18 protein-coding genes are annotated in these 26,193 nt (G+C 62.6%); 9 read left to right on the top strand and 9 right to left on the bottom strand.

Translation table 11 applies throughout. The annotated features are described in order from the left end of the window. Positions 1–28: 28 nt before the first annotated feature. From IRL76_RS01845 to IRL76_RS01825, 5 genes are all read left to right on the top strand, one after another. Positions 29–1,642, top strand: coding sequence for a type II and III secretion system protein family protein (locus IRL76_RS01845; RefSeq protein WP_200982636.1), 1,614 nt, complete (start codon positions 29–31; stop codon positions 1,640–1,642). Between the two features lie 17 nt (positions 1,643–1,659). Further along, on the top strand, positions 1,660–2,307 hold the full coding sequence (locus IRL76_RS01840) for a CpaD family pilus assembly protein (protein WP_200982634.1): 648 nt from the start codon (positions 1,660–1,662) through the stop codon (positions 2,305–2,307). A gap of 4 nt (positions 2,308–2,311) precedes the next feature. Then, positions 2,312–3,604, top strand: a complete 1,293-nt coding sequence (locus IRL76_RS01835; protein ID WP_200982632.1) for a CpaE/TadZ family protein — start codon at positions 2,312–2,314, stop codon at positions 3,602–3,604. A 72-nt stretch (positions 3,605–3,676) separates the two neighbouring features. After that, positions 3,677–4,648: a type II secretion system F family protein gene (locus IRL76_RS01830; RefSeq protein WP_200982630.1), complete on the top strand. Its 972-nt coding sequence runs from the start codon at positions 3,677–3,679 to the stop codon at positions 4,646–4,648. Between the two features lie 19 nt (positions 4,649–4,667). Beyond that, entirely contained in the window at positions 4,668–5,666 is a 999-nt protein-coding gene (locus IRL76_RS01825; RefSeq protein ID WP_200982628.1) for a type II secretion system F family protein, read from the top strand. A gap of 47 nt (positions 5,667–5,713) precedes the next feature. Here IRL76_RS01825 and IRL76_RS01820 read toward each other — a convergent pair whose 3' ends face one another. The 4 genes from IRL76_RS01820 to IRL76_RS01805 all read right to left on the bottom strand — a co-directional run bounded on the left by IRL76_RS01820 (position 5,714) and on the right by IRL76_RS01805 (position 9,185). After that, on the bottom strand, positions 5,714–6,184 hold the full coding sequence (locus IRL76_RS01820; protein WP_200982626.1) for a MarR family winged helix-turn-helix transcriptional regulator: 471 nt from the start codon (positions 6,182–6,184) through the stop codon (positions 5,714–5,716). 81 nt (positions 6,185–6,265) lie between these two features. Further along, on the bottom strand, positions 6,266–7,138 hold the full coding sequence (locus tag IRL76_RS01815; RefSeq protein WP_200982624.1) for a crotonase/enoyl-CoA hydratase family protein: 873 nt from the start codon (positions 7,136–7,138) through the stop codon (positions 6,266–6,268). 59 nt (positions 7,139–7,197) lie between these two features. Then, positions 7,198–7,983 carry an SDR family NAD(P)-dependent oxidoreductase gene (locus IRL76_RS01810; RefSeq protein WP_200982622.1) on the bottom strand — a complete coding sequence of 262 codons (786 nt, stop codon included), beginning with the start codon at positions 7,981–7,983 and terminating at the stop codon, positions 7,198–7,200. A 29-nt stretch (positions 7,984–8,012) separates the two neighbouring features. Continuing rightward, positions 8,013–9,185 carry an acetyl-CoA C-acetyltransferase gene (locus IRL76_RS01805; protein WP_200982619.1) on the bottom strand — a complete coding sequence of 391 codons (1,173 nt, stop codon included), beginning with the start codon at positions 9,183–9,185 and terminating at the stop codon, positions 8,013–8,015. 382 nt (positions 9,186–9,567) lie between these two features. Here IRL76_RS01805 and IRL76_RS01800 point away from each other — a divergent pair, with 382 nt between their 5' ends. From IRL76_RS01800 to IRL76_RS01790, 3 genes are all read left to right on the top strand, one after another. Next, positions 9,568–12,681: a TonB-dependent receptor domain-containing protein gene (locus tag IRL76_RS01800; protein ID WP_200982617.1), complete on the top strand. Its 3,114-nt coding sequence runs from the start codon at positions 9,568–9,570 to the stop codon at positions 12,679–12,681. A gap of 96 nt (positions 12,682–12,777) precedes the next feature. Further along, positions 12,778–14,301: a putative 2OG-Fe(II) oxygenase gene (locus IRL76_RS01795; RefSeq protein ID WP_200982615.1), complete on the top strand. Its 1,524-nt coding sequence runs from the start codon at positions 12,778–12,780 to the stop codon at positions 14,299–14,301. 16 nt (positions 14,302–14,317) lie between these two features. After that, positions 14,318–16,204 carry a tetratricopeptide repeat-containing sulfotransferase family protein gene (locus tag IRL76_RS01790; RefSeq protein ID WP_200982613.1) on the top strand — a complete coding sequence of 629 codons (1,887 nt, stop codon included), beginning with the start codon at positions 14,318–14,320 and terminating at the stop codon, positions 16,202–16,204. 12 nt (positions 16,205–16,216) lie between these two features. On the opposite strand, the gene IRL76_RS01785 is transcribed toward IRL76_RS01790, so the two are convergent. Continuing rightward, positions 16,217–16,525 carry a hypothetical protein gene (locus IRL76_RS01785; protein ID WP_200982611.1) on the bottom strand — a complete coding sequence of 103 codons (309 nt, stop codon included), beginning with the start codon at positions 16,523–16,525 and terminating at the stop codon, positions 16,217–16,219. Positions 16,526–16,590: 65 nt separating this feature from the next. After that, the gene (locus IRL76_RS01780) at positions 16,591–16,848 is read right to left on the bottom strand and encodes a hypothetical protein (protein ID WP_200982609.1); all 258 of its coding nucleotides are present in this window, start codon (positions 16,846–16,848) and stop codon (positions 16,591–16,593) included. Positions 16,849–17,034: 186 nt separating this feature from the next. On the opposite strand from IRL76_RS01780, the gene IRL76_RS01775 reads away from it, so the two are divergent. Next, positions 17,035–17,592 carry a hypothetical protein gene (locus IRL76_RS01775; RefSeq protein ID WP_200982607.1) on the top strand — a complete coding sequence of 186 codons (558 nt, stop codon included), beginning with the start codon at positions 17,035–17,037 and terminating at the stop codon, positions 17,590–17,592. 99 nt (positions 17,593–17,691) lie between these two features. Here IRL76_RS01775 and IRL76_RS01770 read toward each other — a convergent pair whose 3' ends face one another. The 3 genes from IRL76_RS01770 to clpB form a co-directional block, all read right to left on the bottom strand. Then, on the bottom strand, positions 17,692–19,689 hold the full coding sequence (locus IRL76_RS01770; RefSeq protein ID WP_200982605.1) for an alpha/beta hydrolase family protein: 1,998 nt from the start codon (positions 19,687–19,689) through the stop codon (positions 17,692–17,694). Positions 19,690–19,793: 104 nt separating this feature from the next. After that, positions 19,794–23,279: a TonB-dependent receptor domain-containing protein gene (locus IRL76_RS01765; RefSeq protein WP_200982603.1), complete on the bottom strand. Its 3,486-nt coding sequence runs from the start codon at positions 23,277–23,279 to the stop codon at positions 19,794–19,796. A gap of 234 nt (positions 23,280–23,513) precedes the next feature. Next, positions 23,514–26,093 (bottom strand): ATP-dependent chaperone ClpB, encoded by a 2,580-nt coding sequence (gene clpB / locus IRL76_RS01760; protein ID WP_200982601.1) that lies wholly within the window; start codon positions 26,091–26,093, stop codon positions 23,514–23,516. Between the last annotated feature and the right edge of the window lie 100 nt (positions 26,094–26,193).

The following is a 26,193-nucleotide window of genomic DNA, read 5'->3' as shown; positions in this document are numbered from 1 at the left end:
CACAGGAAGCCATTCAGGGGGCAATTCCATGAAACGTCGTCTTTCCACCAAACTGCTGCTCGCCAGCCTGGCCATCGCGCCGCTGGCAGCCATCCCGGCGAATGTCGCAACCGCCCAGTCGGTCTCGCGTCCTTCCACGGAAATCGTCCTCTCGATCGGCAAGGGTGAACTCGTCACCGTGCCGGGCACGATGGCCGACGTCTTCATCGCCGACGAAACGGTCGCCGATGTGCAGGTCAAGTCGCAGCGCCAGCTCTATGTGATGGGCAAGGGCGGCGGCGAGACCACGGTCTACGCCAGCAATGCTGCCGGCGACGTCGTGTGGTCGGCCAACGTCCGCGTCGGTTCGAACATCGGCAGCATCGACCAGATGCTGGCACTGGCGATGCCGGAAGCGAAGGTGAACGTGGCCACCATGGGCACCAACACCGTGCTGCTCACCGGCACCGTGGCCGCCCCTGAAGATGCCGCCGAGGCACAGCGCCTCGTCGAAGCCTTCGTTGGCGACGACACCAACGTCATCAGCCGCCTGCGCATGGCGACGCCGCTGCAGGTCAACCTGCAGGTGCGCTTTGCCGAGGTCAGCCGCTCGCTGGTTCGCGACATCCAGGGCAACCTGACCACGCGCGACCAGTCCAACGGCTTCGTCTTCGGCGCGCAGAGTGGCCGGGCGGGCAACATCGTCGGCGCCCAGCCGACCGATAACACCGTGCCGCTCGATCCCTGCGCCGTGTACGACTTCGGCTGCGTCAGCGAGACGCGCCCCTACGACTACATCAACCAGCGCTTCGTGACACCGCGGACGACTTTCGAGCCGATTCGTGGTTCTCGCAACGGCCTGCTTTCGCTGGGCGGCAAGCTGCTCGGCCTCGACCTTCTTGCCACGCTCAACCTGGGCGAGCAGATCGGCCTCGTCACCACCCTGTCGGAACCGAACCTGACTGCCCTTTCGGGTGAAACGGCCGAATTCCTTGCGGGCGGCGAGTTCCCGATCCCGCAGAGCCAGGGCCTCGGCACGACCTCGGTCGAGTACAAGAACTACGGTGTCAGCCTGACCTACACGCCGACCGTGCTGGCCAACGGCCGCATCTCGATCCGCGTGCGTCCGGAGGTCTCCGAGCTCTCGAGCCGCGGTGCGGTCACGCTCAACGGCTTCCAGATCCCGGCACTGACGACCCGTCGTGCGGAAACGACCATCGAACTCGGCTCCGGCCAGAGCTTCATGATCGCGGGCCTGATGCAGAACAACTCGCAGAACCTCCTGGAGAAGACCCCGGGCCTCGGCGATGTTCCGATCATCGGCAACCTGTTCCGTTCGAAGAGCTACCAGAAGGGTGAAACCGAACTGGTGATCGTGGTGACACCTTACCTGGTGAAGCCGATCAACGCCAACGACGTGGTCCTGCCGACCGATGGCTTCAGGGCTCCTAACGAGATCCAGAGCATCATCGGCTACATGGAGAACGCCGGCAAGGACGGCGCACACCGTCCGGTGCCGACCATGCAGGAAAGCACGCAGCCGGCCACTCCCGGCATCTCGCAGGCCCAGCCGGCGGGTGAAACCAAGGCAGCAGCCGCTCCGGTCCAGTCGCGTCGTGCAGAAGCCGACGCGGATGCCAAGCCCGGCTTCAGCTTCAAGTGATCGAGAAGGAACAGAACATGCGTAACGATCTGACCCGCAAGACGGCAGTCGCCCTCGCCCTCTCGCTTTCGCTCGGCCTTGGCGCCTGCGGCGGGATGCCCGAAAACCGCTCGCTTTATTCGACGAAGCAGCCGGTGGTCGAACGGACCAACTACACCTTCGACGTCGCTACCAGCGGCGACAGCCTGCCGGTGTCCGAACAGCGCCGTCTCGACGGCTGGTTCGAAACGATGGACCTGCGCTACGGCGACCGCATCGCGATCGACGATCCGACGAACAGCCCCGGGGTCAAGGCCACCGTGGCCAGCCTCGCCGGTCGCTACGGCATCATCGTAGCCGATGGCGCTCCGCCGACCGAAGGCTATGTCAATCCGGGCCAGGTCCGCGTGGTCATCTCGCGCACCACGGCCAGCGTTCCGGGCTGCCCGGACTGGTCGGCCAAGAGCGACATCAACTACAACAACGGCACCTACCCCAACTACGGTTGCGCGGTGAACTCGAACATGGCGGCCATGGTCGCCAACCCCGAGGACCTCGTGCGCGGCCAGCAGGGTAGCGGCGAGACCGTAATCCTCAGCTCCAACAAAGCCATCGACAGCTACCGCGAAAAGCCCGCCACGGGCAGCCAGGGTCTGTCGAAGGTGTCCTCCACCGAAGGGAATTGATGTCATGAGCGCTTCGTTGAAAACATCCATGCCCGGCAATCGTGACGCATTCGCCGCGTATCTCTGCGACGAGGCCGCGCTCGATGTCCTGCGTCCGGTGGTGATCGAACTCGGCTGGCAGCCGGAAAAGTGCAACAAGGGCGGTCTGCGTAATGCGGTCCAGTCGCTGTCAGTCTCGGCCAGCCCGAACATCCTGATGGTCGACCTGTCGGAAAGCGGCGATCCGCTGAACGACATCAACGCCCTCGCCGAGGTTTGCGAACCCGGCACGGTTGTGATCGCCTGCGGCCAGGTTAACGACGTGCGCCTCTATCGCGACCTGCTCGCCAGCGGCATTCACGACTACCTGCTCAAGCCGCTCTCGGCGAGCATGCTGCGCGATTCGCTCAACAATGCGCAGGCGGTCTTTGCCGCTCCGCGCCTGAGCGACGAGGAAATGGCCAAGCGCCATATCTCGACCGCCATCATCGGCACCCGCGGTGGCGTTGGCGCATCGACGCTGGCGACCTCAATCGCGTGGAACTTTTCGACCGAGCGCAAGCTGTCGACTGCCCTGCTCGACCTCGACGTCCACTTCGGGACCGGCGCCCTGGCGCTCGACCTCGAACCGGGTCGCGGCCTGACCGACGCGATCGACAATCCGAGCCGCATCGACGGGCTGTTCATCGAACGCGCCATGATCCGCGCCAACGACAACCTCGCGATCCTGTCGGCAGAAGCGCCGATCAACCAGCCGCTGATGACCGATGGTTCGGCCTTCATGCAGCTGCAGGACGAATTCCGTCACGCTTTCGAGATGACGGTTGTCGACATGCCGCGCAACATGATGATCAACTTCCCTCACCTCCTCAACGAGGTGAACGTGGCAGTGCTCACGACCGAAATGTCGCTTGCCTCGGCACGCGATTCGATCCGCATCCTGTCCTGGCTCAAGACCAACGCCCCGCATGCGGTGCCGATCATCGTCGCCAACAAGGTGCAGCCGGGCGTCGCCGAAATCAGCAAGGCCGATTTCGAAGCCTCGATCGAACGCAAGATCGATATCGTCATTCCCTTCGACCAGAAGGCTGCAGCCAATGCCGCCAAGCTGGGCAAGACCTTCGTCGAGGCGAACGGCGGCTCCAAGGCCGCTGCCGCGATGAAGCAGCTTGCTGCGCGCATCGTCGGCATCGGCGGTGACGGAGCCGAAGAAGGCGAAGCCTCTGCTGCGAAAAAGTCGCTCCTCGGCGGCATCGACCTCAAGGGCCTGATGCCGAAGAAGAAGGACAAGGCGGTCTTCGCCGAAGCCGCGGAATAAACCGACTAACCGGCGGGCGCTTCCTGATGGGGCGCCCGCCGGACCACTGAATTCGACTTACGGAGTGTGGGCATGGACATCATTCAGGTAGTACTGCTGGCGGTGGGCGTTCTCGCGCTGCTCGCGATCGGCTACACCCTGGTGGCCGGTCCCGACGCGGGCAAGGCCGGCCAACGCCGCCTGCAGCAGTTGCGCTACCGCCACTCCGAAAGCACTGATGCCAAGGTCGAATCCCAGCTGAAGAAGGCAATCGCAGCGCGCAAACCCAAGCGCTACAAGGTTGCCGGCTCGGGCTCGCGCGTGGATGCACTTGCCGTTCGGCTTGACCGTACGGGGAAGAACTGGACGCTGAGCCAGTATGCCTACACGTCTGTCGGCATCGGCCTCGGCGTGGCCATTCTGCTCTTCCTCCGGTCGGGTTCCTTCGCCCTTTCGCTCGGCCTCGGCACACTTGCCGGCGCCGGCCTGCCGCACTTCATCGTGAACCGGCAGATCAAGAAGCGCACGGCGCAGTTCAACACCAAATTCCCCGATGCCATCGAACTACTCGTTCGCGGCCTTCGTTCGGGTCTGCCGGTTACCGAGACGCTTTCGGTCGTGGCGCAGGAACTTCCCGGACCCGTGGGCCAGGAGTTCAAGGGCATCGTCGAGCGCATCAAGATCGGCAAGACCATGGAGGATTCGCTCCAGGACACCGCCGACCGCCTGGGTATCCCGGAATTCAACTTCTTCTGCATCACGCTCGCGATCCAGCGCGAAACCGGCGGTAACCTCGCCGAGACGCTGTCGAACCTCGCCGACGTGCTGCGCAAGCGCGCCCAGATGAAGCTCAAGATCCGTGCCATGAGCTCGGAATCCAAGGCCTCGGCCTATATCGTCGGCTCGCTGCCTTTCATCGTCTTCACGCTGATCTGGTGGATCAATCCCACCTACATTGGCGGGTTCTTCGAAGACGATCGCCTCATCGTGACCGGCCTTGGCGGGCTCGTCTGGATGTCGATCGGCGGCTTCATCATGGCCAAGATGGTCAGTTTCGAAATCTGAGCAGGGAAGAGAAAGACCCATGGACCCCTCCACCGGCCCCAAGCTTCTCGGCTTCGACGTCATCCTCGTCGGCTCGATCCTGGCAGGGATCGCCGCCGTCGCGGTGCTCGTCGCGATCTATTCGGCCGTCACCATCAAGGACCCGATGGCAAAGCGTGTGAAAGCGCTCGAAGGTCGTCGCGAAGAGCTCAAGTCGGGCCTCGTGACTTCGAGCGCGAAGAAGCGCCAGAGCCTCGTCCGCAAGACCGACACGACGGAAAAAATCAAGGACACCCTGGGCAACATGAAAGTGTTGCAGCAGAGCCAGGTCGACATAGTCCAGCAGAAGCTTGCCTGGGCGGGCATCCGCAACAAGGAACTGGCGGTCCTCATCATCGGTCTGCGCATGATCCTGCCGATCGTGCTCGGCGGTACCGCATTCGTCCTGCTCTACCTCGTCGAGATCTATCCCGACTGGCAGATGAAGCGCGTCATGGCTCTCGCTGCTGCCCTGTTCGCAGGGTACAAGGGGCCGGAAATCTACCTGTCGAACATCGCCAAGAAGCGGTCCGACGCAATCCGCAAGGGCCTTCCCGACGCGCTCGACCTCCTGGTCATCTGCGCCGAGGCTGGCCTGACCGTAGACGCTGCCTTCAACCGCGTCGCCAAGGAACTCGGCCGCGCCTATCCGGAACTGGGCGACGAATTCGCCCTGACCGCGATCGAGCTGTCGTTCCTCAACGAACGTAAGAAAGCCTTCGACAACCTCGCCTATCGCGTGAATCTCGAAGCGGTGAAGGGCGTGGTCACGACCATGATCCAGACCGAACGCTATGGTACTCCGCTTGCATCTGCTCTCCGCGTGCTCTCGGCAGAGTTCCGTAACGAGCGTATGATGCGCGCCGAGGAGAAGGCCGCACGCCTGCCCGCGATCATGACCGTGCCGCTGATCATGTTCATCCTGCCGGTGCTGTTCATCGTCATTCTCGGCCCGGCGGCCTGTTCGATCGCCGACGCCTTCAGTGGCGGCATCGGATAACCGAATAACCCTGAGAAAAAGACGGGAAGCGAGAGAGCCTGGTCGACCTAGTCGGCCAGGCTTTCCGCATCGAAGTCGCCCGCTTTTTCGCGTACGCGGACAAGCATGTCGCGCAGGCTCGCCTGTTCGGCGGGTGACAGGACGGCGAAGAGCTCTTCCTCGATCTTGACCGCCAGCGGCATGATGCCCGCGTGCACTGCCCTGCCCTCGGTCGTCAGTTCGAGGAGGTGCGAGCGTCCGTCCGAGGCGTTCGGCGATCGCTGGATCAGGCCGCGATCTTCCAGACGCTTGCATGCGCGGTTGACCGGCACCTTGTCCATCAGGGTCAGCTGCGACATCTCGCGCTGGGTCAACGCGCCGGCATCGCCCAGAACCGCCATGATCCGCCATTCGGTCGTCTTGAGCGCAAAGCGCTTGCGATACTGCTCGGCAATGCGGGTCGAGACTGCGTTCGACGCGACCGAAAGCTGGTAGGGCAGGAAATCGGCAAGGCGCTGGGCGGGCTGGCGTTTCGACATGACGCCAACCTTAGGAATCGCGCCGCGCTTGGCAAGTCAGTTGCGCCTGTAACCGTCACAAGCGCAACTATTGCCCTGCCCTCATTCGTAGCCGGGTTCGTCCCACCAGGGATAGAAGTCGGGCATGTTCTTGCTGACCGTGTCGGGATAGGCCGGGGCACGCTTTTCGAGGAAGCTGGCAATGCCTTCCTTTGCATCGTTGCTGCGGCTGAGGCGGTAGATCGCGCGACTGTCGACCCGATGGCCTTCCATCGGATGCCCGCCACCGCCGATGCGCCAGAGCATGGCGCGGGTCATGGCTACGGAAACCGCCGAGGTGTTGTCGGCAATCTCGCGGGCAATGCCGCGGGCGACATCAAGGAGTTCGCCCTGCGGATGGACCGAGCGGACGAGACCGCGCTCCTTGGCTTCCTGCGCGTCGAAGATCCTGCCCGTCATGCACCATTCGAGCGCGGTCTGCATGCCGACGAGGCGGGGCAAGAACCAGCTCGATGCAGCCTCGGGGGTAATCCCCCGGCGCGCGAATACGAAGCCGAAGCGGGCATTGTCGGAAGCCAGGCGGATGTCGAAAGGCAGCTGCATCGTTATGCCGACGCCCACCGCAACGCCGTTGCAGGCGCCGATAAGCGGCTTCTTCGAATTGAACAGCCGCAAGGTTAGCCGCCCACCACCGTCGCGCACGCGCTCGTCGGAAAGGCTTTCGACCGGGTTCGGGTCGGAAAAGACGTGGCCGCCGCCCTCGGGGGTCAGGTCGGCACCGGCGCAGAAAGCCCGCTCGCCAGCCCCGGTGACGATGACCGCACGCACGCTGTCGTCGGCATCGGTCACGTCCATGGCATCGATCATTTCGTCCATCATCACGCGGGTGAACGCGTTCATCTTCTCCGGCCGGTGAAGCGTTAGCGTGGCAATGCCATCGGCGATATCGAGCTTGATCTGCTTGTATTCGGTCATGTCTCTCTCCCAAACGAAAAGGGCGGCTCAGATGGCCGCCCTTCCCTTGATCGTTTCGCTTAGCGCGGCGCCATCCTGATGGCCCCGTCGAGGCGGACGTCCTCGCCGTTGAAATAGCCGGTCTCGATCATGCACATGGCGAGCTTGGCGTATTCGGTCGGGATGCCGAGGCGCTTTGGGAACGGCACGGATGCGGCCAGTGCGTCGCGCACGTTCTGCGGCGCAGCGGCGAGCAGCGGGGTGTCGAAGATGCCCGGCAGAATCGTGTTCACGCGAATGCCTTCGTTCATCAGGTCGCGCGCGATCGGCAGGGTCATGCCGATGACGCCCGCCTTCGATGCCGAGTACGCGGCCTGGCCGATCTGGCCGTCCTCGCCCGCGACCGAGGCGGTATTGACGATCGCACCGCGCTCGCCGTTCTCATCGAGCGGGTCGAGCGTCAGCATTCCTGCCGCCGACTTGGCAATGCAGCGGAAGGTGCCGATGAGGTTCACCTGGATCACGAAATCGAAGGCGCTGATCGGGAAATGCTTGATCGAGCCGTCTTCCTTCGAACGGCTGGCAGTTTTGATCGCGTTGCCGATACCCGCGCAGTTCACCAGGATACGCTCCTGCCCGTGGGCGGCGCGGGCCTTGGCGAAGGCTGCATCGACTTCCTCGTCGCTGGTCACATTTACCTTGCAGAAGACTCCTCCGAGTTCGGCTGCGAGCGCCTCGCCCTTCTCTTCGTTCATGTCGAAGATGGCGACCTTGGCACCCTTGGCGGCAAGGGCACGGGCAGTTGCCGCGCCAAGGCCGGAGGCGCCGCCGGTGACGACGGCGGGAGTGTTTGCACTGACTTCCATGGAATTATCCTCTCAGGATTTGGGGGTTCTTACATTGCCTCGATGATGGTGACATTGGCGACGCCGCCGCCTTCGCACATCGTCTGCAGGCCATATTTCTTGCCGCGTGCGCGGAGCGCGTGGACGAGCGTTGCCATGAGCTTGGTGCCGCTCGCGCCGAGCGGGTGGCCCAGCGCGATCGCGCCGCCGTTGACGTTGAGCTTGTCCGGGTCTGCGCCCGTGTGCTTGAGCCAGGCGAGCGGCACCGGGGCGAAGGCCTCGTTGACCTCGTAAAGGTCGATGTCCGAGATGTTCATGCCCGCACGCTGCAGCGCGCGATCGGTGGCGAACAGCGGCTCTTCCAGCATGATGACGGGGTCACCGGCGGTGACAGTGAGGTTGTGGATTCGCGCCAGCGGAGTGAGGCCGTATTCCTTCAGCGCCTTCTCGCTGACGACCAGCACGGCGCTCGAACCATCGCAGATCTGGCTGCTGGTTGCGGCAGTGATGGTGCCCTCGGGATTGAGCAGCTTCACGCTCGAGATGCTCTCGAGAGTGGCATCGAAGCGGATGCCTTCATCGACCGTGTGCATCTCGGTGCCTTCCGGCGTCTCGATCTGCACCGGCACGATTTCATCGGTAAAGGCGCCCGACTTGGTTGCCTCGATCGCCTTGAGGTGGCTCGACAGCGCGAAGCGGTCGAGGTCGTCCTTGGTGAAGCCGTGCTTCTTGACGATCATCTCGGCACCCATGAACTGCGACCACTGGATGCCGGGGTATTTCTCCTCGAGGCCGGGCGACTTGTAGTTACCCAGCCCCTCTTTCATGTGGAACATGGCGGTCGAGCCCATCGGCACGCGGCTCATGCTCTCGACACCGGCGGCGATGACCACGTCCTGCGTGCCCGACATGACTGCCTGCGCTGCGAACTGGATCGCCTGCTGGCTGGAACCGCACTGGCGATCGATGGTGACAGCAGGCACGCCCTCGCCGAGGTGCTTGGAGGCGAGAACCGCATTGCGTCCGACCTGCATGGCCTGCTCGCCGCCTTGGCTGACGCAGCCCATCACCACGTCGTCGACGGCCTTGGCTTCAAGCCCGCTGCGCTCCATGACAGCGTCGAGCGACTTGGCGGCGAGGTCCACAGGATGGACACCGGCAAGGCGGCCGCCGCGGCGCCCCCCGGCCGTACGAACGGCTTCGACGATATAGGCGTTGGGCATGGGGGCTCTCCTCACAGGTTTCGATTTGCCACTGGCGTATTTGACGTTGACGTTAAGGTCAAGCGGACCTTGCACTGGATACGCTCAAGCGCCGCCAGGCTGCCGGCAGCTGCGGCCGTTGTTGCATTTTTCCGACCGGGACAGGGGTTTGACATGGTTAAGGTGACAAAAATGACGGAATTCCGTGGGCCGCGGCCATGTTGCAAGCAAGACACATGGCGTGCCGCAATTAACAATTGCAATCACTTTGGCATTGCGGAGAGCCCTCCCGAGCCTCCATCGTGGCCTACAGCTTGAGTAGGCGTGCGCGTGCGCGCGTCTCCTTGGCTTGAATAAGATGAGAGAACCCGCCCCGCGGGTCTTTATAGGGGATTGATATCTCATGAAGAATTCCACCATTTTCAAGGTGAGTGCGGCTCCGCTTGCACTTAGCCTTGCCCTGGCGAGCGCCCCGGCGTTTGCACAGGACGCAGACGACGACGCCGGCATCCAGCCGGCCGAAAGCGTCGACGGGGACGAGCTTGGCACTTCTGCCAATGCCATCCTGGTTACCGGTTCGCGCATCAAGCAGCCGAACCTCGAATCGGCCACTCCGGTTACCGTCGTCGGTTCCGAAGAGTTCGCCCAGACCGGTACCACCCGCGTCGAAGACCTCATCAACTCGCTGCCGCAGGTGTTCGCCGGACAGGGCGCCAACATCTCGAACGGCGCATCGGGTACTGCCACGCTGAACCTTCGCGGTCTCGGCTCGGAGCGTAACCTGGTTCTCGTCAACGGCCGCCGCCTCGTCCCGGGTGACCCGGGCACTTCGGCTGCCGACATCAACGTGATCCCGGCTGCCCTGATCGAACGCGTCGACGTGCTGACCGGTGGTGCTTCGTCGGTGTACGGTGCCGACGCCGTTTCGGGCGTCGTCAACTTCGTGATGGATACCGATTTCGAAGGCTTCAAGCTCGACACGCAGTACTCGGTCTACCAGCACAACAACCGTGCCGGTGACGACATCACCAACGCTCTGGACGCACGCGGCTTCGGCTATCCGAAGGGCATGTCGACCAACGGCGGCACCTTCGATGCCACGCTGGCTTTCGGCACGAGCTTCGATGACGGTCGTGGCCACGCCACTGCCTATGTCGGTTACCGCAAGATCAAGGCTGTCAACCAGTCGTCGCGCGACTACTCGGCTTGCTCGCTTTCGGCGCGCACCACTGCCCAGGTCGCTGCTGGTCAGACTCTCTACACCTGCGGTGGTTCGGCAACTTCGCCGACCGGCACCGTGTTCTACTATGACGACTTCGACAACCTGACCGATACGGACGGTGACGGCATCTATGATTCGTTCACCTCGACGATCGGCCAGTTCGGTCCGAACCGTACCCTCCTGCCGGGCTTCACCGCCTACAACTTCGCCCCGCTGAACTACTTCCAGCGTCCGGACGAACGTTACACGGCAGGCGTCTTCGCCGACTACGAAATCAGCTCGGCGCTGCACCCCTACATGGAGTTCATGTTCATGGACGACCGCACGGTCGCCCAGATCGCTCCGTCGGGTAACTTCTTCGTCACCACTTCGATCAACTGTAACAACCCGCTGCTCGGCGCAAGCCAGCTGGCAGGTCTGTGCGATGACGAAAACCTCCTGGTCAGCAACGACCCGGCCCGCGCTTTTGACGTCGTCGGCAACTCGCCGATCCTCGACGCCAACGGCGACCCGACCGGCACTTTCGCTGCACCGTTCGACTTCGTCGATCCGATCACCGGCACCACCTACAACCGTGGTTTCGCCCAGATCGGCCGTCGTAACGTCGAAGGCGGCCCGCGTCGCGACGACCTCCAGCACACCAGCTACCGCGCCGTGCTGGGTACCCGTGGTGACCTGAGCCCGGCTTGGTCGTACGATGCATACTACCAGTATGGTCGTACCAACTTCGCCGAAACCTACACCAACGACCTTTCGGTGACGCGTATCACCCGCGCACTCGACGTTGTGACCGACGCCAATGGCAATGCGGTCTGCCGTTCGGTGCTCGACGGTACCGATCCGAACTGCGTACCCTGGGACATCTTCAACCCGGGCACTCCGCCGAGCGCGGCAGCGACCAACTATCTGTCGACCCCGGGCTTCCAGCGCGGTGTTGTCAGCGAGCAGATCGTGTCGGGCTACGTCTCGGGCGCTCTGGGTGAATACGGCATCCAGACTCCGTGGGCTTCCGAAGGTGTCGGCATCGTTCTCGGTGCTGAATACCGCAAGGAAAAGCTGGAGTTCATGTCGGACATCGCGTTCCAGACCGGCGATCTCGCTGGCCAGGGCGCCCCGACGCTTCCGGTTTCGGGTTCGTTCAACGTGAAGGAATTCTTCACCGAAGTTCGTCTGCCGATCGTCCAGGACAGCTGGCTGCACGAATTCACGTTGACCGGTGGTTACCGTTATTCGGACTACAGCACCGGTGCCACGACCGACACCTACAAGATCGAGGGTGAACTTGCCCCGACCGCAGACATCCGTCTGCGCGGCGGTTACAACCGTGCGGTGCGTGCGCCGACGGTGCAGGATCTCTTCGCTCCGCAGCGTGTCGCTCTGGACGGTTCGACCGACCTTTGCGCCGGCTTCGTTATCACCGCTGCTGACACGGGCTGTCTTGCCCAGGGTCTGTCGGTTGGTCAGAACGTGCCCCGCAACCCGGCCGAACAGTACAACGGCCTGATCGGTGGTAACCCGAACCTGGTCCCCGAAGTCGCCGACACCTACACCGTGGGTGTGGTTCTGACCCCGACGTTCCTGCCGGGCTTCAGCGCCAGCGTCGACTACTTCAAGATCAAGGTTGAAGGTGCCATCCAGGGCATCGGCGCCGACATCATCATGGAGCAGTGCACCGAGACCGCGGATGACTTCTTCTGCGGCCTTATCAACCGTGACGCTTCGGGCTCGATCTGGCGTACGTCGAACGGCTACATCGAAGATCTCTCGCAGAACATCGGTAGCCTGAAGACCTCGGGTATCGACGTCCTGGCTTCGTACAACCGTCAGATCGGTGACCTTGGTCGACTGAACTTCAGCTTCGTTGGTACGTGGCTTGAAGAACTCAGCTCGAACCCGGGTGTCCCCGGTGTCGACGACATCGACTGCGTCGGCCTTGCCGGCAACGTTTGCGGAACTCCGAACCCTGAGTGGCGCCACCAGGCCCGCGTCGGCTTCGACTTCGCCAACGGCATCGGTGCTTCGGTTCGCTGGCGTTACTTCGACGCCGTCGACCTCGACGGTGGCCGTCCGGGTGCTTCGCACTTCGACGCGGTCAACTACTTCGACCTGGCTCTGACCGCGGAAGTGGGCGACCACTACAACTTCCGCCTGGGTGCCAACAACATCCTCGACAAGACCCCGCCGGTGACCGGCTCGCAGGCTTGCCCTGCCGGCTCGTGTAACGGCAACGTCTTCGCGCAGGTCTACGACGCTCTTGGTCGCTACATCTACGCCGGTGTGACGCTTGAATTCTAAGCTTCACAGTCGCTAGAAAGGGAATGGCGGGCCTTCGGGTCCGCCATTTTCTTTTGTGGCTCAGGCCACGCCAGATTTTCCGGACTACCAAATCCCGTGAACCGCACCGAAGCACGCCAGCGCATCGCCGATTTCCCGCTAGGGGATTTTCAGGCTGCCTTTGCCCGCGGCGTGGAACTCGTTCGCTCGGACCACGCCGAAATCCTCCTCCCGGTGGCTCGGAACCTCGCTGACACGTTTCCGCGGGAAGCCCGTGCACACCAATTGCTGGGCCTCGCCTCACGGACCGCCCAGGAGAGCGCAACAGCGGTAAGCGCATTCTCCAAGGCAGCCCAAATCGCCCCGGGTGATGCGCTCATTGCCCATTCCCATGCGCGTGCCGTGCTTGAAGCGGGTCTGCCTGCAAGCGCCCTGTTCGAGCGTGCGATCGCCCTTGCCCCGCAGGACGGAACCGCGCGCCTCGGCCTCGCCGCGGCATTTCTTCATGAAGGTCGGGCGCAAGACGCCGTGGCGCTGCTCGACGCGCTTCTCTCCGCCAATCCCGAATGGATCGACGGTCACCGCGACGCGGCGCACCTGCGCGGGCAGCTCGGCATCGACCCCTATGCCACCATTGCTGCCGCCATTCGTAGTCGACCCCGCTCGGCGGTGCTCCATGGCCTTCACGTTTCCATCCGATTAGAGGCTCTGGATCTCGAAGGCGCGGCGCGCGCCCTTGATGATGCACAGCGGCTGGATGTGGCTAGCGCCGAACTACAGGGGCTGGCCGCACACACTGCTTCCGAACTGGGAAGGATTGCAGAGGCCGACAGCTTGTTCGCAGCATTCGACCCGTCGCGCTCGGTCGGCGATGCCTCGCTTTTTGCGCGTCACCTGCTACGCGCCGGACGCCCGGAGCTGGTCTCGCCGCTCCTCGATCCCATCCTGCCCCGCGATTTCGACCACCTGCTGTGGCCTTACCAGTCGCTGGCATGGCGCCTGACCGGCGATCCGCGTTATGACTGGCTCGAAGGCGACAGCAGCCTGGTCGGAGTCTACGACATTGCCGATGCAATCGGGGACATGGCGGGGCTGGCCGAACACCTGCGCGGGCTGCACTTTGCCAAGGCACAACCGCTCGACCAGTCGGTGCGTGGTGGTACCCAGACCGATGGAAACCTCCTCCTGCGGACCGATCCGGTCATCCAGCACCTGCGCAGGGTCATACTGGAGACGGTCGCACGGCATGTCGCACAGCTGCCTGCGCCGCGCGAAGGCCATCCGACGTTTCTTGCCGAGCGTGACCCGCTCCGCGTTGCGGGCTCGTGGTCGGTGCGCTTGCGCGACGCCGGCTTCCATTCGGACCATGTGCACGGTCGCGGATGGATCAGCTCCGCGCTCTATATCCACCTACCTGAAACCATGGCGGACACGACGCAACCCGACCGGTCGAGCCATGCAGGATGGCTCTCGATCGGCGAGTGCCGCGATATCCTGCCGGACCTCGATCCCGTGCGGCTCATCGAGCCGGCAATAGGGCGACTGGTACTGTTTCCATCGACCATGTGGCATGGTACGCGCGCCTTTCCTTCGGGCGAGCGAATGACCGTGGCATTCGACATTGCGCGCCCGACACCCTGACCGGATACGACCCAAAATGAATCTCCCACCCCCGCCCCAGGAATTGATGCAGGCCATGCAGATGCTGCGCAGCGGGAACCCCGCGGGCGCTCTGCAGCTGATCGAGCAGGCTTTGCCCTCTGCGCTCGAACGGGGTCCGTTTCTTGCGATAGGAAGCCTTGCTGCCTTGCATATCGAGGCATTCGACAGGGCAATCCCCTACCTGCGCGAACTGGTGCAGCTCAACCCGGCAGACAGGGCCAGCCGGAACAATCTGGCAGCGGCGCTCGTGCAGTCGGGTGATGATGACGGCGCACTGGCCATCGCCGCTGGATCGACCGACGCTCCACTTGCGCGCATCGAGGGCTACATCGAACAGAAGCGTGGCCGGTACCAAGAGGCGTTGGCCGCTTACCGCCGTGCGATCGAAGCGGACCCCAACGATCTCGCTGCGCTCAACAACCTCGGCAACATCTATGCCGAGCTCGGGGAAGTCGAAGAAGCTATCACCGCGTTCGAGCAAGCCATCACGCTCGCGCCCGTCGAAGTGCCGATCTACCTCAACCTAGCCGAAGTGCTGCGCGAGGCTGAACGGGGCCCTCCGCGGGTCAAGGTGCTGGAAGATGCACGGGCAATCGAGCCCGACAATGTCAGGGTCCTGACCGATCTGGGCATGGCTTACGCCCAGGTCGATGATCTGGACAAGTCGATGGAGGTCTACCGCGACGCCATTTCGCGCCTCGACGGCTTCGGCGAAGCGCATATCGAATACGGCATGTTGCTGGAAAAGCTGAACCGGATCGAGGATCTCGATGCTCTCGTTGCAGGCCTCGACAAGGAATCGGCACCTCCCGAAGCATCATTCCTCTTTGCCTGGCAGGCCCGTCGCGCAGGCGATTTCGAAGCTGCCGCCCGCTATGCAGATGCGATTCCCGAAACCGTCCTGCCCATGCGCCGCTGGCAACTGGTCGGTGGTGTGGCGGATCGCCAGAACCTTGCCGACAAGGCGTTCGCTGCCTTTGAAAGGATGAACGAGGCGGCAGTGGCCAAGGCTCGCCCACACGTAGGCAAGACCTACCGCCAGCGGGTTGAGGCCGATTTGGCCCTTTGGACCCCCGAATGGCGAGCGAGCTGGACACCCGATTCACCGGGCAAGGAATATCGTGACCCGGTATTCCTCGTCGGCTTCCCGCGTTCGGGCACAACCCTGCTCGACACCATGCTGATGGGCCATCCTGCACTCAGCGTGCTCGAGGAAAAGCCCATGATCCCGCGCCTGGTCCGTCATACGATGAACGAGGATATCGCCACGCTGACGCCCGAGCGTATCGCCGAACTGCGCGACATGTATTTCGCCATCGCGCGCGACAACGGGTGGGACGACAGCCGCTGGCTGCTCGACAAGCATCCACTCAACATGCAGCGCATCCCGCTGATCAAGCGATTGTTCCCAAGCGCGAAGTTCATCCTTGCCGAACGGCACCCTTACGACGTGGTCTTGAGCTGCTTCATGGCCAATTTCACGCTGAACCTTGGGATGCGCAGCTTCACCGATCTCGACGAGGCGGCAAAGACCTACGATGCCGTGTGGCAGTCGTGGCATCGCGGCCTGGAGCTGTTCGACGTCGACTGGCGAGCGGTGCGTTACGAACGCCTGGTGGTCGACACCGAAAACGAACTCCAGCCGATTGCCGAATGGCTTGGATTGGAAGTGACCGAGCGAATGCTCGATCACACCACAACGGCGAAAAGCCGCGGGCATGTGCGCACGGCCAGCTACTCCCAGATCGGTGAAGAGTTGTACACGCGGGCCAGCTACCGCTGGCGGCGCTATGCCCCCCACCTGCGGGGCGTCATGCCGATATTGCACCCTTGGGCAGAGCGGATGGGCTATCCGGTCGAAGAAGAAGGCGAAGCTGCCTGAGCCTCGCTCAGGTCAATTGCCTTCTTTCATCCGTTCGTTCTGGCCGCGCTCGACCGTGCGGCGCATCTCGATCCGTTCAAGGTTCCAGAGACGGGCGGTCTTGCAGACGCGCTTCGTGGCCACACGGGTACCGGTGGGTTTATCGCGCTTGCAGATCACCTCTTCCTCGTTCGGGCCGGCGATTATCGTTTCTTCGCTGGCGACGTCCGAGGCCTTGGCCACTGCATTGGGCTTCGTCTCTGCGGCCTGAGCGAAGGCAGCGACCGGAGCCACCGACACGATGAGCGGCACGGCCAGCCCAAGCAGGTTGATTCCACGCATCTTTCCAACTCCTCTCAGGCCGGGGGCAATGCCCACAGGACGAACGTACTAGGGCAATATCGCGATCAATTGCTCTTCCAGCGAGAAGACTGGATCTTCTCGAGATCCTGGCGGTTCTGCGCCTTCTCGGCAGTCCATTGACGGCGGCTCTTGCATTCCTTGCCCGTGTTGACGCGCGAACCGATCACCTTGACCGTCTTGCAGACGATCTTGTCCTGCTGCGGGTCTTCCTGCTGACCTTCGACGATAATCGACTTTGCAGTAGCTTCCTCGCCACCGGCACCACTCGTCTGAGCGGCAAGATTGGCGGGGGCAAAAGTCAAAAGAGCAGCTGTCAATGCAAGGCTTCGGAACGACATCGGGTAATCCTTCGAATAAATAGACTATTGATTTTCAACATACGTCATTTGCTGGACGAGGTCGAATCCGTTGGCGACATACCAGCTCGCTATTTCAAATCCGCGACCTGCGGGATATTGTGGAGCCCGAACTTGCGCCGGGAGAGGTGAATGGTCCCTTACGAATTGAACCGCCGGATGAGCTATCTCGTCGCGGCCAGTCTTGTCGCAACATGCCTGCCTGCATCGGCTGTGGCGCAGGAGGCGGATTCTACGAACGTCCACATCCAGTCGATCAAGGCGTGCCAGGGGGAGGCCGATCCAACTGCCCGTCTCGCGTGTTTCGACGCGGCAGCCGCAGCGATCGTGGGTGCGACGGAAAAGGGCGAGTTGAAGATCGTCGATCGGGAAGAGGTACGCAAGACGCGGCGCAAGCTGTTCGGCTTCTCGCTGCCGGACTTCGGCATCTTCGGGAAGAAGGACAAGGAAGGGAAGGACGAAGAGGAAATCCAGGAGCTCGAGACGACCATCGCATCGGTCTCTGGCTCGCATGGCACCGGTTACACCATTCGCACTGCCGAGGGTGCCGTTTGGCGGATCGACCAGGTCCCTCGTCGTCTTCTCGAGCCCAAGTCCGGAGACAAGCTCCTGATCAAGAACGCGGCCCTTTCTTCCTATTTCATCAGGATCAACGACCAGGGCGGGGTCAAGGCCGTCCGCGTGCGCTAGGTCAGCATCAAACGTGGGGCGTTGCCGAAACATCGCCCGGAAAGAAAAGGCCAGCCACGGTAATTTACCGGGCCGGCCTTTCTCGTTCTGGCGATCCGCTTAGAGCCCGCCGGGACCGCAATCCTTGGCCAGGAAGTCACGCATGGTGGTGAACAGCTGCGTCTGGTGATTGTACATCAGCGTATTGTAGAAGTGGTCCGCACCCTTGAGGGTCACGAACTGGGCATTGGTCTTGCCCGCCTTCTCCATCGCCTTCTCGTAGTCCTTGTAGTTGAAGTACAGGACGCGCCGGTCGACGTCGCCGTGGATCATGAGCAAGGGGATGTTGGACTTCGCCACTTCCTTGATCGGGTTGATCCCGATCGTACCGCGACGCTTCTCCCATTCGTCCAGCGCCTTGGGGCTGTAGGGATTGCGGCGCAGGTTGTAGACCTTTTCAGGGTCCGCAACGGCTGCACCGGCAATGGCGCACTGGTAGATCTGCGGATCGCGCGTGGTCGATGCAAGCGCGGCATAGCCGCCGTACGACCAGCCGAACATCGCGATGCGGTTGCGGTCGACCAGACCCTGTGTGACCAGCGCCAGCGCGCCGTCATCGAGGTCATCCTGCATCTTTCCGCCGTGTTCGCCATAGCCGGCATCGAAGTGCGACTTACCCCAGCCGGTCGAGATACGGTACTGCGGCTGCAGCACCATGTATCCCTGGTTGGCGAGGAACTGGCTCCACTCGTCATAGGTAACGATCTCGTTCACGTGCGGCCCGCCATGAGGCAGGACCACCAGCGGGAACGGGCCCTTGCCCTGCGGCACGGTAAGATAGGCCGGGATCGTGCGGCCGTCGCGAGCCTTGTAGTTGATGAACTGGACATCGGCCAACTGTTCGGGGCGGAGCAGCGGATTGGTGCTGCCCAGCTTGCTCATGCGGCCGTTGCGGACGAGCCAGAACGAACCCGGGTCCTTCGGGCCGGCGTTGTTCACGATCATCGTGTTGCCATCGCGCGAACGGCTGGTGATCCAGACCTGCCAGGCCTCGGGGATTTGCTTCGACAAGGCGTCGTAGAGCGCCTGTTCCTTCGGATCGAACCAGTGGCGTTCGAGCATTTCGCCCGGGTAAAGCGCGGCAGTCAGGTGGTTGTCACCCGCCCAGCTCATCGAACTGGTCTGGATGCCGATCACGTCGGAATTGGGGGCTTCGAACAGCTTCTGGCCAATCTTGCCGGTCTTGAAATCGAACTCCCACAGCGCGGCCTTGTCTCCCTCCGCAGTGTCCAGCATGTAGCCGACGGTGGGATCTTCGTCCTTGAAACCGACCAGACCCTGGAAACCGCTCAGCACGCGGTAGAGGTTGTCGTGGGAATCGAGGTCGTAGCTGGTCGAATACTCGGTCCAGCTGCCCTCGCCCGGCAGGCGGTAGTAGAACTTCTGCAGATGGCTACCCGGCTCGACCGACGAGGTGAAACGCGGGTTGCCCTGATTGTCGAAAACCGCCGTGGGGAATTTGTCGTTGCCCTTGTATAGCAGTTCCTTGGCGCCGGTTTCGAGGTTGTAGCGGTAATAGGCGCGCGGGCGGAATGCCTCGAACGGATCGACGGCGTCGCCTGACTGGACCGAGCGGCCCGAGGAAACGAGGATATGGTTGGGTTCGTCTCGCAGCAGGTTCACGACATTGAGATTGCCCTCGCTGCTCGAGAACTTATTGTCGGCCAGCGAATAGGAGAACGACTTGTAACCGCGCACGTCGTCTTCGGGACGAGAGACCGACTTGCGCACCACCTCCCAGGCCGTACCGAAAATGTAATTGTCGTTCACCCACCGCGCGCCGATGATCTCCATCGGGTCGGCATTGAGACGGCGCCACGGCTTGGAGAGGTCGTCCGACTTGTAGATCTCCATGACGTAATCGCCCTCCTTGCTCTCGGTCTTGAGAACGAGGATGTGCTGTCCATCGGGCGACACCGACACGGAAGTCACGACTTCACGAAGGGCCCAGACATCGATGGGAACAGTGGGCGCCTGCGCCTGGACCGCCAGCGGCGCGGTCGACAGGAGGAGGGCTCCGGCCAGCGCGCTGCGCAGGGCCGTACGATACGCTTTCATAATGATAATTCTCCCGAATCCAGTCCCGCAACCATAATGAAAAAGCGGCCCCGGGACAAATGCCCGAGGCCGCTTTTCTTATTCAGACTGGTATATGAACGTCGTCAGAACTTCTTGTTGATCGACATGAAGAACTCACGGCCGTTGTAGTCATAACCAGCACCCAGTGCGGTGTTCGAGATATCGGTGATACCCGAAGCGAAGGGGCTGACCTGCGGCGGAGCGGTATCGAAGATGTTGCTCACGCCCAGGATGACTTCCAGGCTGTCGCTGCGATACGAAACCGAAGCGGTGTGCAGGAACTGCTCCTTGCCGAAGCCGACCGGGCGACAGTAGACGCCGTCGCCTGCGACCACACCATCGGGAACGCCGTTCGCATCGCGCGAACCGCCACCGAGACAGGTGCTGCCGGTCTGACCGATGAACTCGCCGTCCGCGTTGTAGCCGAACACGTCCGAGAACTCGTCGATGACGTCCGGATCCTGGTCGAACGGGCCGATGTAGCGAGTCGTCCAGGACAGGCGGAACTTGTCGATGTCGGCCGCCAGCGTCGCACGACCGGTCCACTTCTGCAGACCGATTTCACCCGCATCGTCGTCATAGGTGCGCTGGCCGTTGTCGTTCACGAACAGCGAGCTACGCTCGATCAGGTGGTTGGCACGCATGGTCAGCGTCCAGTCGACGAGCTTGCCGAACATGTTCACTTCCTTGCGGAAGCGGCTGTTCAGGTCGATGCCGCGGACGCTTTCCTGGTTGAGGTTGATGTAACCGGCGAACACGTCCGAAACCAGTTCGCGGCCCGTCGAGGAAACCGTGATGCGGTCACAGAACGGGCTGCGCTGGCCATCTTCACGCGTGTAGCAGTCGTTCAGAATGAACTGTGCCGACGGCGCGATGATCGAACCCTTCACCTTGATGTCATAGTAGTTGAAGCCGAAGCTGACATCGAAGCCGTCACCGATGGTGTCTTCGAAAGCGAAGCCGGTGGTCAGCGAGCGCGACGTTTCCGGATCGATATCGAGGCTACCGCCGCGGGCGATTTCGACACTCGTATTCTGCGTCGTGTTGAGCGACTGACCGGTGGTCGGGTCGATCAGGAGACCGGCCGTGGTCGGGTCGCGACCTTCACGACGGCAGTTCTCGAGGATACGTGCGTCGCGGGTTTCTCCTGTCGGATCGTACACGCCGTTGACGTCGTCAAACGCAGCATCGGGAACGGCGCAAGGATCGAACAGGGTGCTGAAGCCGGTCTGCGAACCCAGGAAGTTTTCGCGCAGGTTCGGAGCACGGAACGAGGTGCCGTAGCTGAACTTGATCAGCAGCGGGTCGATCGGACGCCAGCCAGCCTTCACCGCGTAGGTGTAGTTGGTGCCGTAATATTCGTCGTCCGTGATACGGCCCGAAAGGTTCAGGTTGAGTTCCTGCACCCAGGGCTTGTCGGCCTGAAGCGGAATGTCGATTTCGCCATAGGCTTCCTTCGTTTCCTTGCTACCGACAGCGCCGCTGTCAGCGAAGAAGCCGAAGAACAGGCCGTCTGCTGCAACCGAGTTCGCGATCGAGTTGATTTCGTCGCGACGGTACTCGACACCGACCACCGCACCGACCGGACCGGCCGGCAGTTCGAAGAGATCGCCGGTGGCGAAAGCGCCCCACACGAGCTGTTCATAGGTGGTCTTGAACGAGCGGTTGCCGAAGACGTAGTCACGCTCGGCCTGCGATGCGAAGTCGCCGATGCCGACACCCAGCACGCTCGGCGCGAACAGGTTCACGGGCACACAACCGTCCAGCAGGTCGGGCATGGCCAGTTCAGGGTTTGCAAGTGCCGAGGCGTCGCATGGCGCGATTGCTGCGGGGTAGCCGAAAATCGACTGCAGCAGGGCGTTGTTAGTGACGATCTGGCCCGAGTTGTAATCGTCAGCGATGCCGTTGCCGTTGTTGTCGGCCACGCCGTCGCCGTCGAAGTCCATCGTCGGGTCGATGCCGAGGGCAAAGGCGAGCTTGTCTTCACGGATACCGCGGACGTTCGACGTGCCGATGGCCTTCGAATAGGTCAGTGCGGTTTCGAAGCTCCAGCTCGGCGAGATGAACGGCAGATCGCCGCGGATACCGAGAACACCGCGATACTGCTCCTGCTTCACGTCGGTGTTGTTGCGGTCGCCGGTGATCGCGAAAACCGGACGAACCGGCTGCGGACCGATACCGCCCTGGCGCGAGCCCGGAATGGTCAGGCTGGAACGGCAGTCGATCCCGGTAACGTTGGTGTTACAGGGGTTGAACTGGTTCGAGTCCGGAACATACGGGAAGACCTGAGCGAAGAACTCGTTGTCGCTGTTGATCTCGGCGCGGGTGTACATCGCTTCGAAGAACGGAGTGATGTTGGCTTCGCCGGGCAGGGTGTATTCACCGTAAGCGAGAATGTTGTAGCGCTTCTGCTTGCTCAGGAAGATCTGGTCGGGGTTGATGCCGTTCAGGTTCTGGCCGAGCAGGAAGTCGACGTCGCGAACGCCGTCGCCGTCGGCGTCGATCGGGCCACCGAAGGCCGATTCACTGAAGCCCGGGATACCCGAGTTACCTATCTGCGAGCCGTACGTGCGTTCGTCATAGTAGACCGAGCCGAGGCGGTTGAACGGAACGATGATACGGCCGTTGAAACCGTCCTGAATGCACTCGCTGGTCGAAGTGGTGATGGTGCCACCCGAGTCAGCAAGAGTGTTGGCCTGGTCGTCGATGGTCAGACGACGGATTTCACCGGTGTTGGTGATGTCGAGGTTGGTCGTACAACCGCGGAAGAAGTCACGATCGCGCAGACGGATCTCGTCGCGGTAGTCGTATTCCGCGCCGATGCCGAAGAAGCCACGGTCGGTGTTGAAACCCCAGGCACCGCCGATGGTGTAGTCATCGCCGCCCCCCTGCGGATTGACGTTGCCGAAAGCGGTCAGTTCGAGGCCGTCGAAGTCCTTGCGAAGAATGACGTTACCGACACCCGCGACTGCGTCCGAACCGTAAACCGACGATGCACCTTCGAGGAGCAGTTCGTAACGGTCGATCAGCGTGCTGGGCAGAAGGTTGATCGAAGGAGCGGTCGGAGCGCCTTCCACACCGGCAGGGGCGAGGCGGCGGCCGTTGATCAGCAGCAGGGTGCGGTCGGCACCGAGGCCACGAAGGTCGAGCGTTGCCGAACCCGGGCCGTTGTCGAGCACGAAGCCCTGGAAGGTCGCGTCGATCTGGACGCCGGCAGCAGCTTCCGAACGCTGCAGGATCTGAGTCGGGTCGAACAGACCGGCTTCGTTTTCGGTATCCGAAGTCAGCACCTGCAGAGGCGAAACGCTGCTGTAGGTGTCGCGCTTGATGCGCGAGCCGGTGACGACGATGCCGCCTTCGACGGGCGCGCCGTCGGCGCCGGTGGTCGACACATCGTCGGTGCCTTCGATGACGACGCAATTGCCGTCCGCATCAAGGGTGCCGTTGACGGTGCCGACGACGCATGCATCGCCTTCTTCCTGCGCCATGGCAGGCGTGGCCACGAGAATGGCCAGGGTCGAAGCGGAAATCGCCAGACCGGCCAAGGTCTTTTCGTTGAACTTTTTCATGTTTACTCCAGTTCGCGACACTGGAACGGGAGTATTCTTGCTGCCCGACACCGAACTATATTTCCCCGCGCCCCAAGGCGCATAGAGTTCGAATCTGTCGAGAGACCCCCAGTCCCTAATGGATTGCTAGTGCAATAGGGGGTCTGGCTTGTCAAAGCCGCCATTACGGGTTTTCAGTATGTGTGGCCGGAATCACACAGGACGTGATTCCGGCCGTTAATGTGGCTTTCGGGATCAGCTGATCTTCATTTCGAGCTGCCCGTCGCCTTCATCGATGTGGACCGTCGAACCGTCCGGAACCTTGCCCGACAGGATCATGTCGGCCAGCGGGTCCTGGACATAGCGCTGGACCGCACGCTTCAGCGGGCGTGCACCGTAGACCGGGTCGTATCCCACGCGGCCGAGCCACTTCTTCGCGCCGTCGGTCAGGTCGAGCACGATCTTGCGATCCTTGAGCAGCTTCTGCACCCGCGCGACCTGGATATCGACGATCGGCGCCATGTGCTCCTGCCCCAGGCGGTGGAAAAGGATGATCTCGTCGAGGCGGTTGAGGAACTCGGGCCGGAAATGCCCGCGCACAACGTCCATCACCTGCGGCTCGACATCCTCGACCTTCTGCCCGTCGTCCATGTTGGCGAGGTACTGGCTGCCGAGATTGGAGGTCAGAATGATCAGCGTGTTCGAGAAGTCGACCACGCGGCCCTGCCCGTCGGTCAGGCGCCCGTCGTCGAGCACCTGCAGCAGCACGTTGAAGACGTCGGTGTGGGCCTTTTCGACCTCGTCGAACAGCACGACCTGGTAGGGGCGCCGACGGACCGCTTCGGTCAGCACGCCACCTTCCTCGTAGCCGACATAGCCCGGAGGCGCACCGATCAGGCGGGCGACCGCGTGCTTCTCCATGAATTCGCTCATGTCGATGCGGACCATCGCGCTGTCGTCGTCGAAGAGGAAGCCGGCGAGTGCCTTGGTCAGTTCGGTCTTGCCGACACCTGTGGGCCCGAGGAAGAGGAACGAGCCGAGCGGACGCCCCGGGTCCTGCAGGCCCGCACGCGCGCGGCGTACGGCCTTGGACACGGCGTCGATCGCCTGCGCCTGCCCGATGACGCGCTTGCCGAGAATCTCCTCCATCTGGAGCAGCTTCTCGCGCTCGCCTTCCATCATCTTGTCGACCGGGATGCCGGTCCAGCGGCTGACGACAGAGGCGATGTCGTCCTCGGTCACTTCCTCGCGCAGCAGGGCATTCTCGTTCTGGCCCGAGGCTTCGTTGAGCTTCTTCTCGAGCTCGGGGATCTTGCCGTATTGCAGCTCGCCGGCCTTGGCGAGATCGCCGGTCCGCTGCGCCTGCTCGAGTTCGAGCCGCGCCGCGTCGAGCTCTTCCTTGATCCGCGCCTCGGCATGGATCTTGTCACGCTCGTTCTGCCAGCGCGTGGTGAGTTCGGAGGACTGCTGCTCGAGCTCGGACAGCTCCTTGCGCAGCGCCTCGAGCCGGTCCTTCGACGCGGTATCGGTTTCCTTCTGGAGTGCCTGCTCCTCGATCCGCAGCTGGATGATGCGGCGGTCGAGGCCCTCGATCTCTTCGGGCTTGCTCTCCACTTCCATGCGGATGCGCGATGCCGCTTCGTCCATCAGGTCGATGGCCTTGTCGGGCAGGAAGCGGTTCTGGATGTAGCGGTTGGAAAGCTGCGCTGCGGCGACGATCGCACCGTCGGTGATGCGCACGCCGTGGTGCAGCTCGTACTTGTCCTTGATGCCGCGCAGGATGCTGATCGTGTCCTCGACGCTCGGTTCGCCGATATAGACCGACTGGAAGCGCCGCTGCAGCGCGGGGTCCTTCTCGACGTACTTCTGGTACTCGTCGAGCGTGGTCGCGCCGATGCAGTGCAGTTCGCCACGGGCCAGCGCGGGCTTCAGCAGGTTGGAGGCATCCATGCTGCCTTCGGAAGCACCGGCGCCGATCAGCGTGTGCATCTCGTCGATGAAGAGGATGATCTGCCCCTCGGCGCCCTTCACCTCGTCGAGCACGGCCTTGAGCCGCTCCTCGAACTCGCCGCGATACTTCGCGCCCGCAATGAGCGAGCCCATGTCGAGCGCCATGAGCGTGCGGCCCTTGAGGCTGTCGGGCACGTCGCCATTGGCGATGCGCAGCGCCAGACCTTCGGCGATCGCGGTCTTGCCGGTGCCGGGCTCGCCGATGAGGGCAGGATTGTTCTTGGTCCGGCGGGCGAGGATCTGCACCGTCCGGCGGATTTCCTCGTCGCGGCCGATCACCGGGTCGAGCTTGCCGTCACGCGCCGCCTGGGTCAGGTCGCGGGCATACTTCTTGAGGGCGTCGTAAGCGTTTTCCGCACCCGCGCTGTCGGCGGTGCGCCCACCGCGCAGTTCGGTGATCGCCTGTTCGAGCTTCTTGGGGTCGAGCCCGGCGTTCTTCAGCGCCTGGCCGGCAGCCGTGGTGCTGGCCAGCGAAAGAGCAAGGAGCAGCCGCTCGACGGTAACGTAGCTGTCACCCGACTTCTCCGCGAGCTGTTCGGCCTGGTCGAGCACGCGCACGGCATCGTTGTCGAGGCCCGGTGTCTGCTGCGCGCCGCCACCGGTAACAGCAGCAACCTTGCCGAGCGCGAGGTCGACTTCGGTCACGGCCGTGCCCGGGTGGGCACCCGCACGCTGCATCAGTCCGGCGGCCATGCCCTCGTTATCCTCGAGCAGAGCCTTGAGGATGTGGGTGGGCGAGATCCGCTGGTGGTTCATGCGGATGGCGACGGTCTGCGCGCTCTGGAGAAAGCCCTTGGCGCGATCGGTGAACTTTTCGAGATTCATTCGAAACCCCTCAATCGAGAATTACCGCTCGAATATGGTGTTGCATTATAGCAACACAAGCCCTCCCCCACCATTTTCGTGAGGTGTGTTAGGCGGATAT

The organism is Qipengyuania soli, from assembly GCF_015529805.1.
In the GTDB taxonomy this organism is placed as follows: Bacteria; Pseudomonadota; Alphaproteobacteria; order Sphingomonadales; family Sphingomonadaceae; genus Qipengyuania; species Qipengyuania soli.
This window is presented reverse-complemented; position numbering and strand designations above follow the sequence as displayed.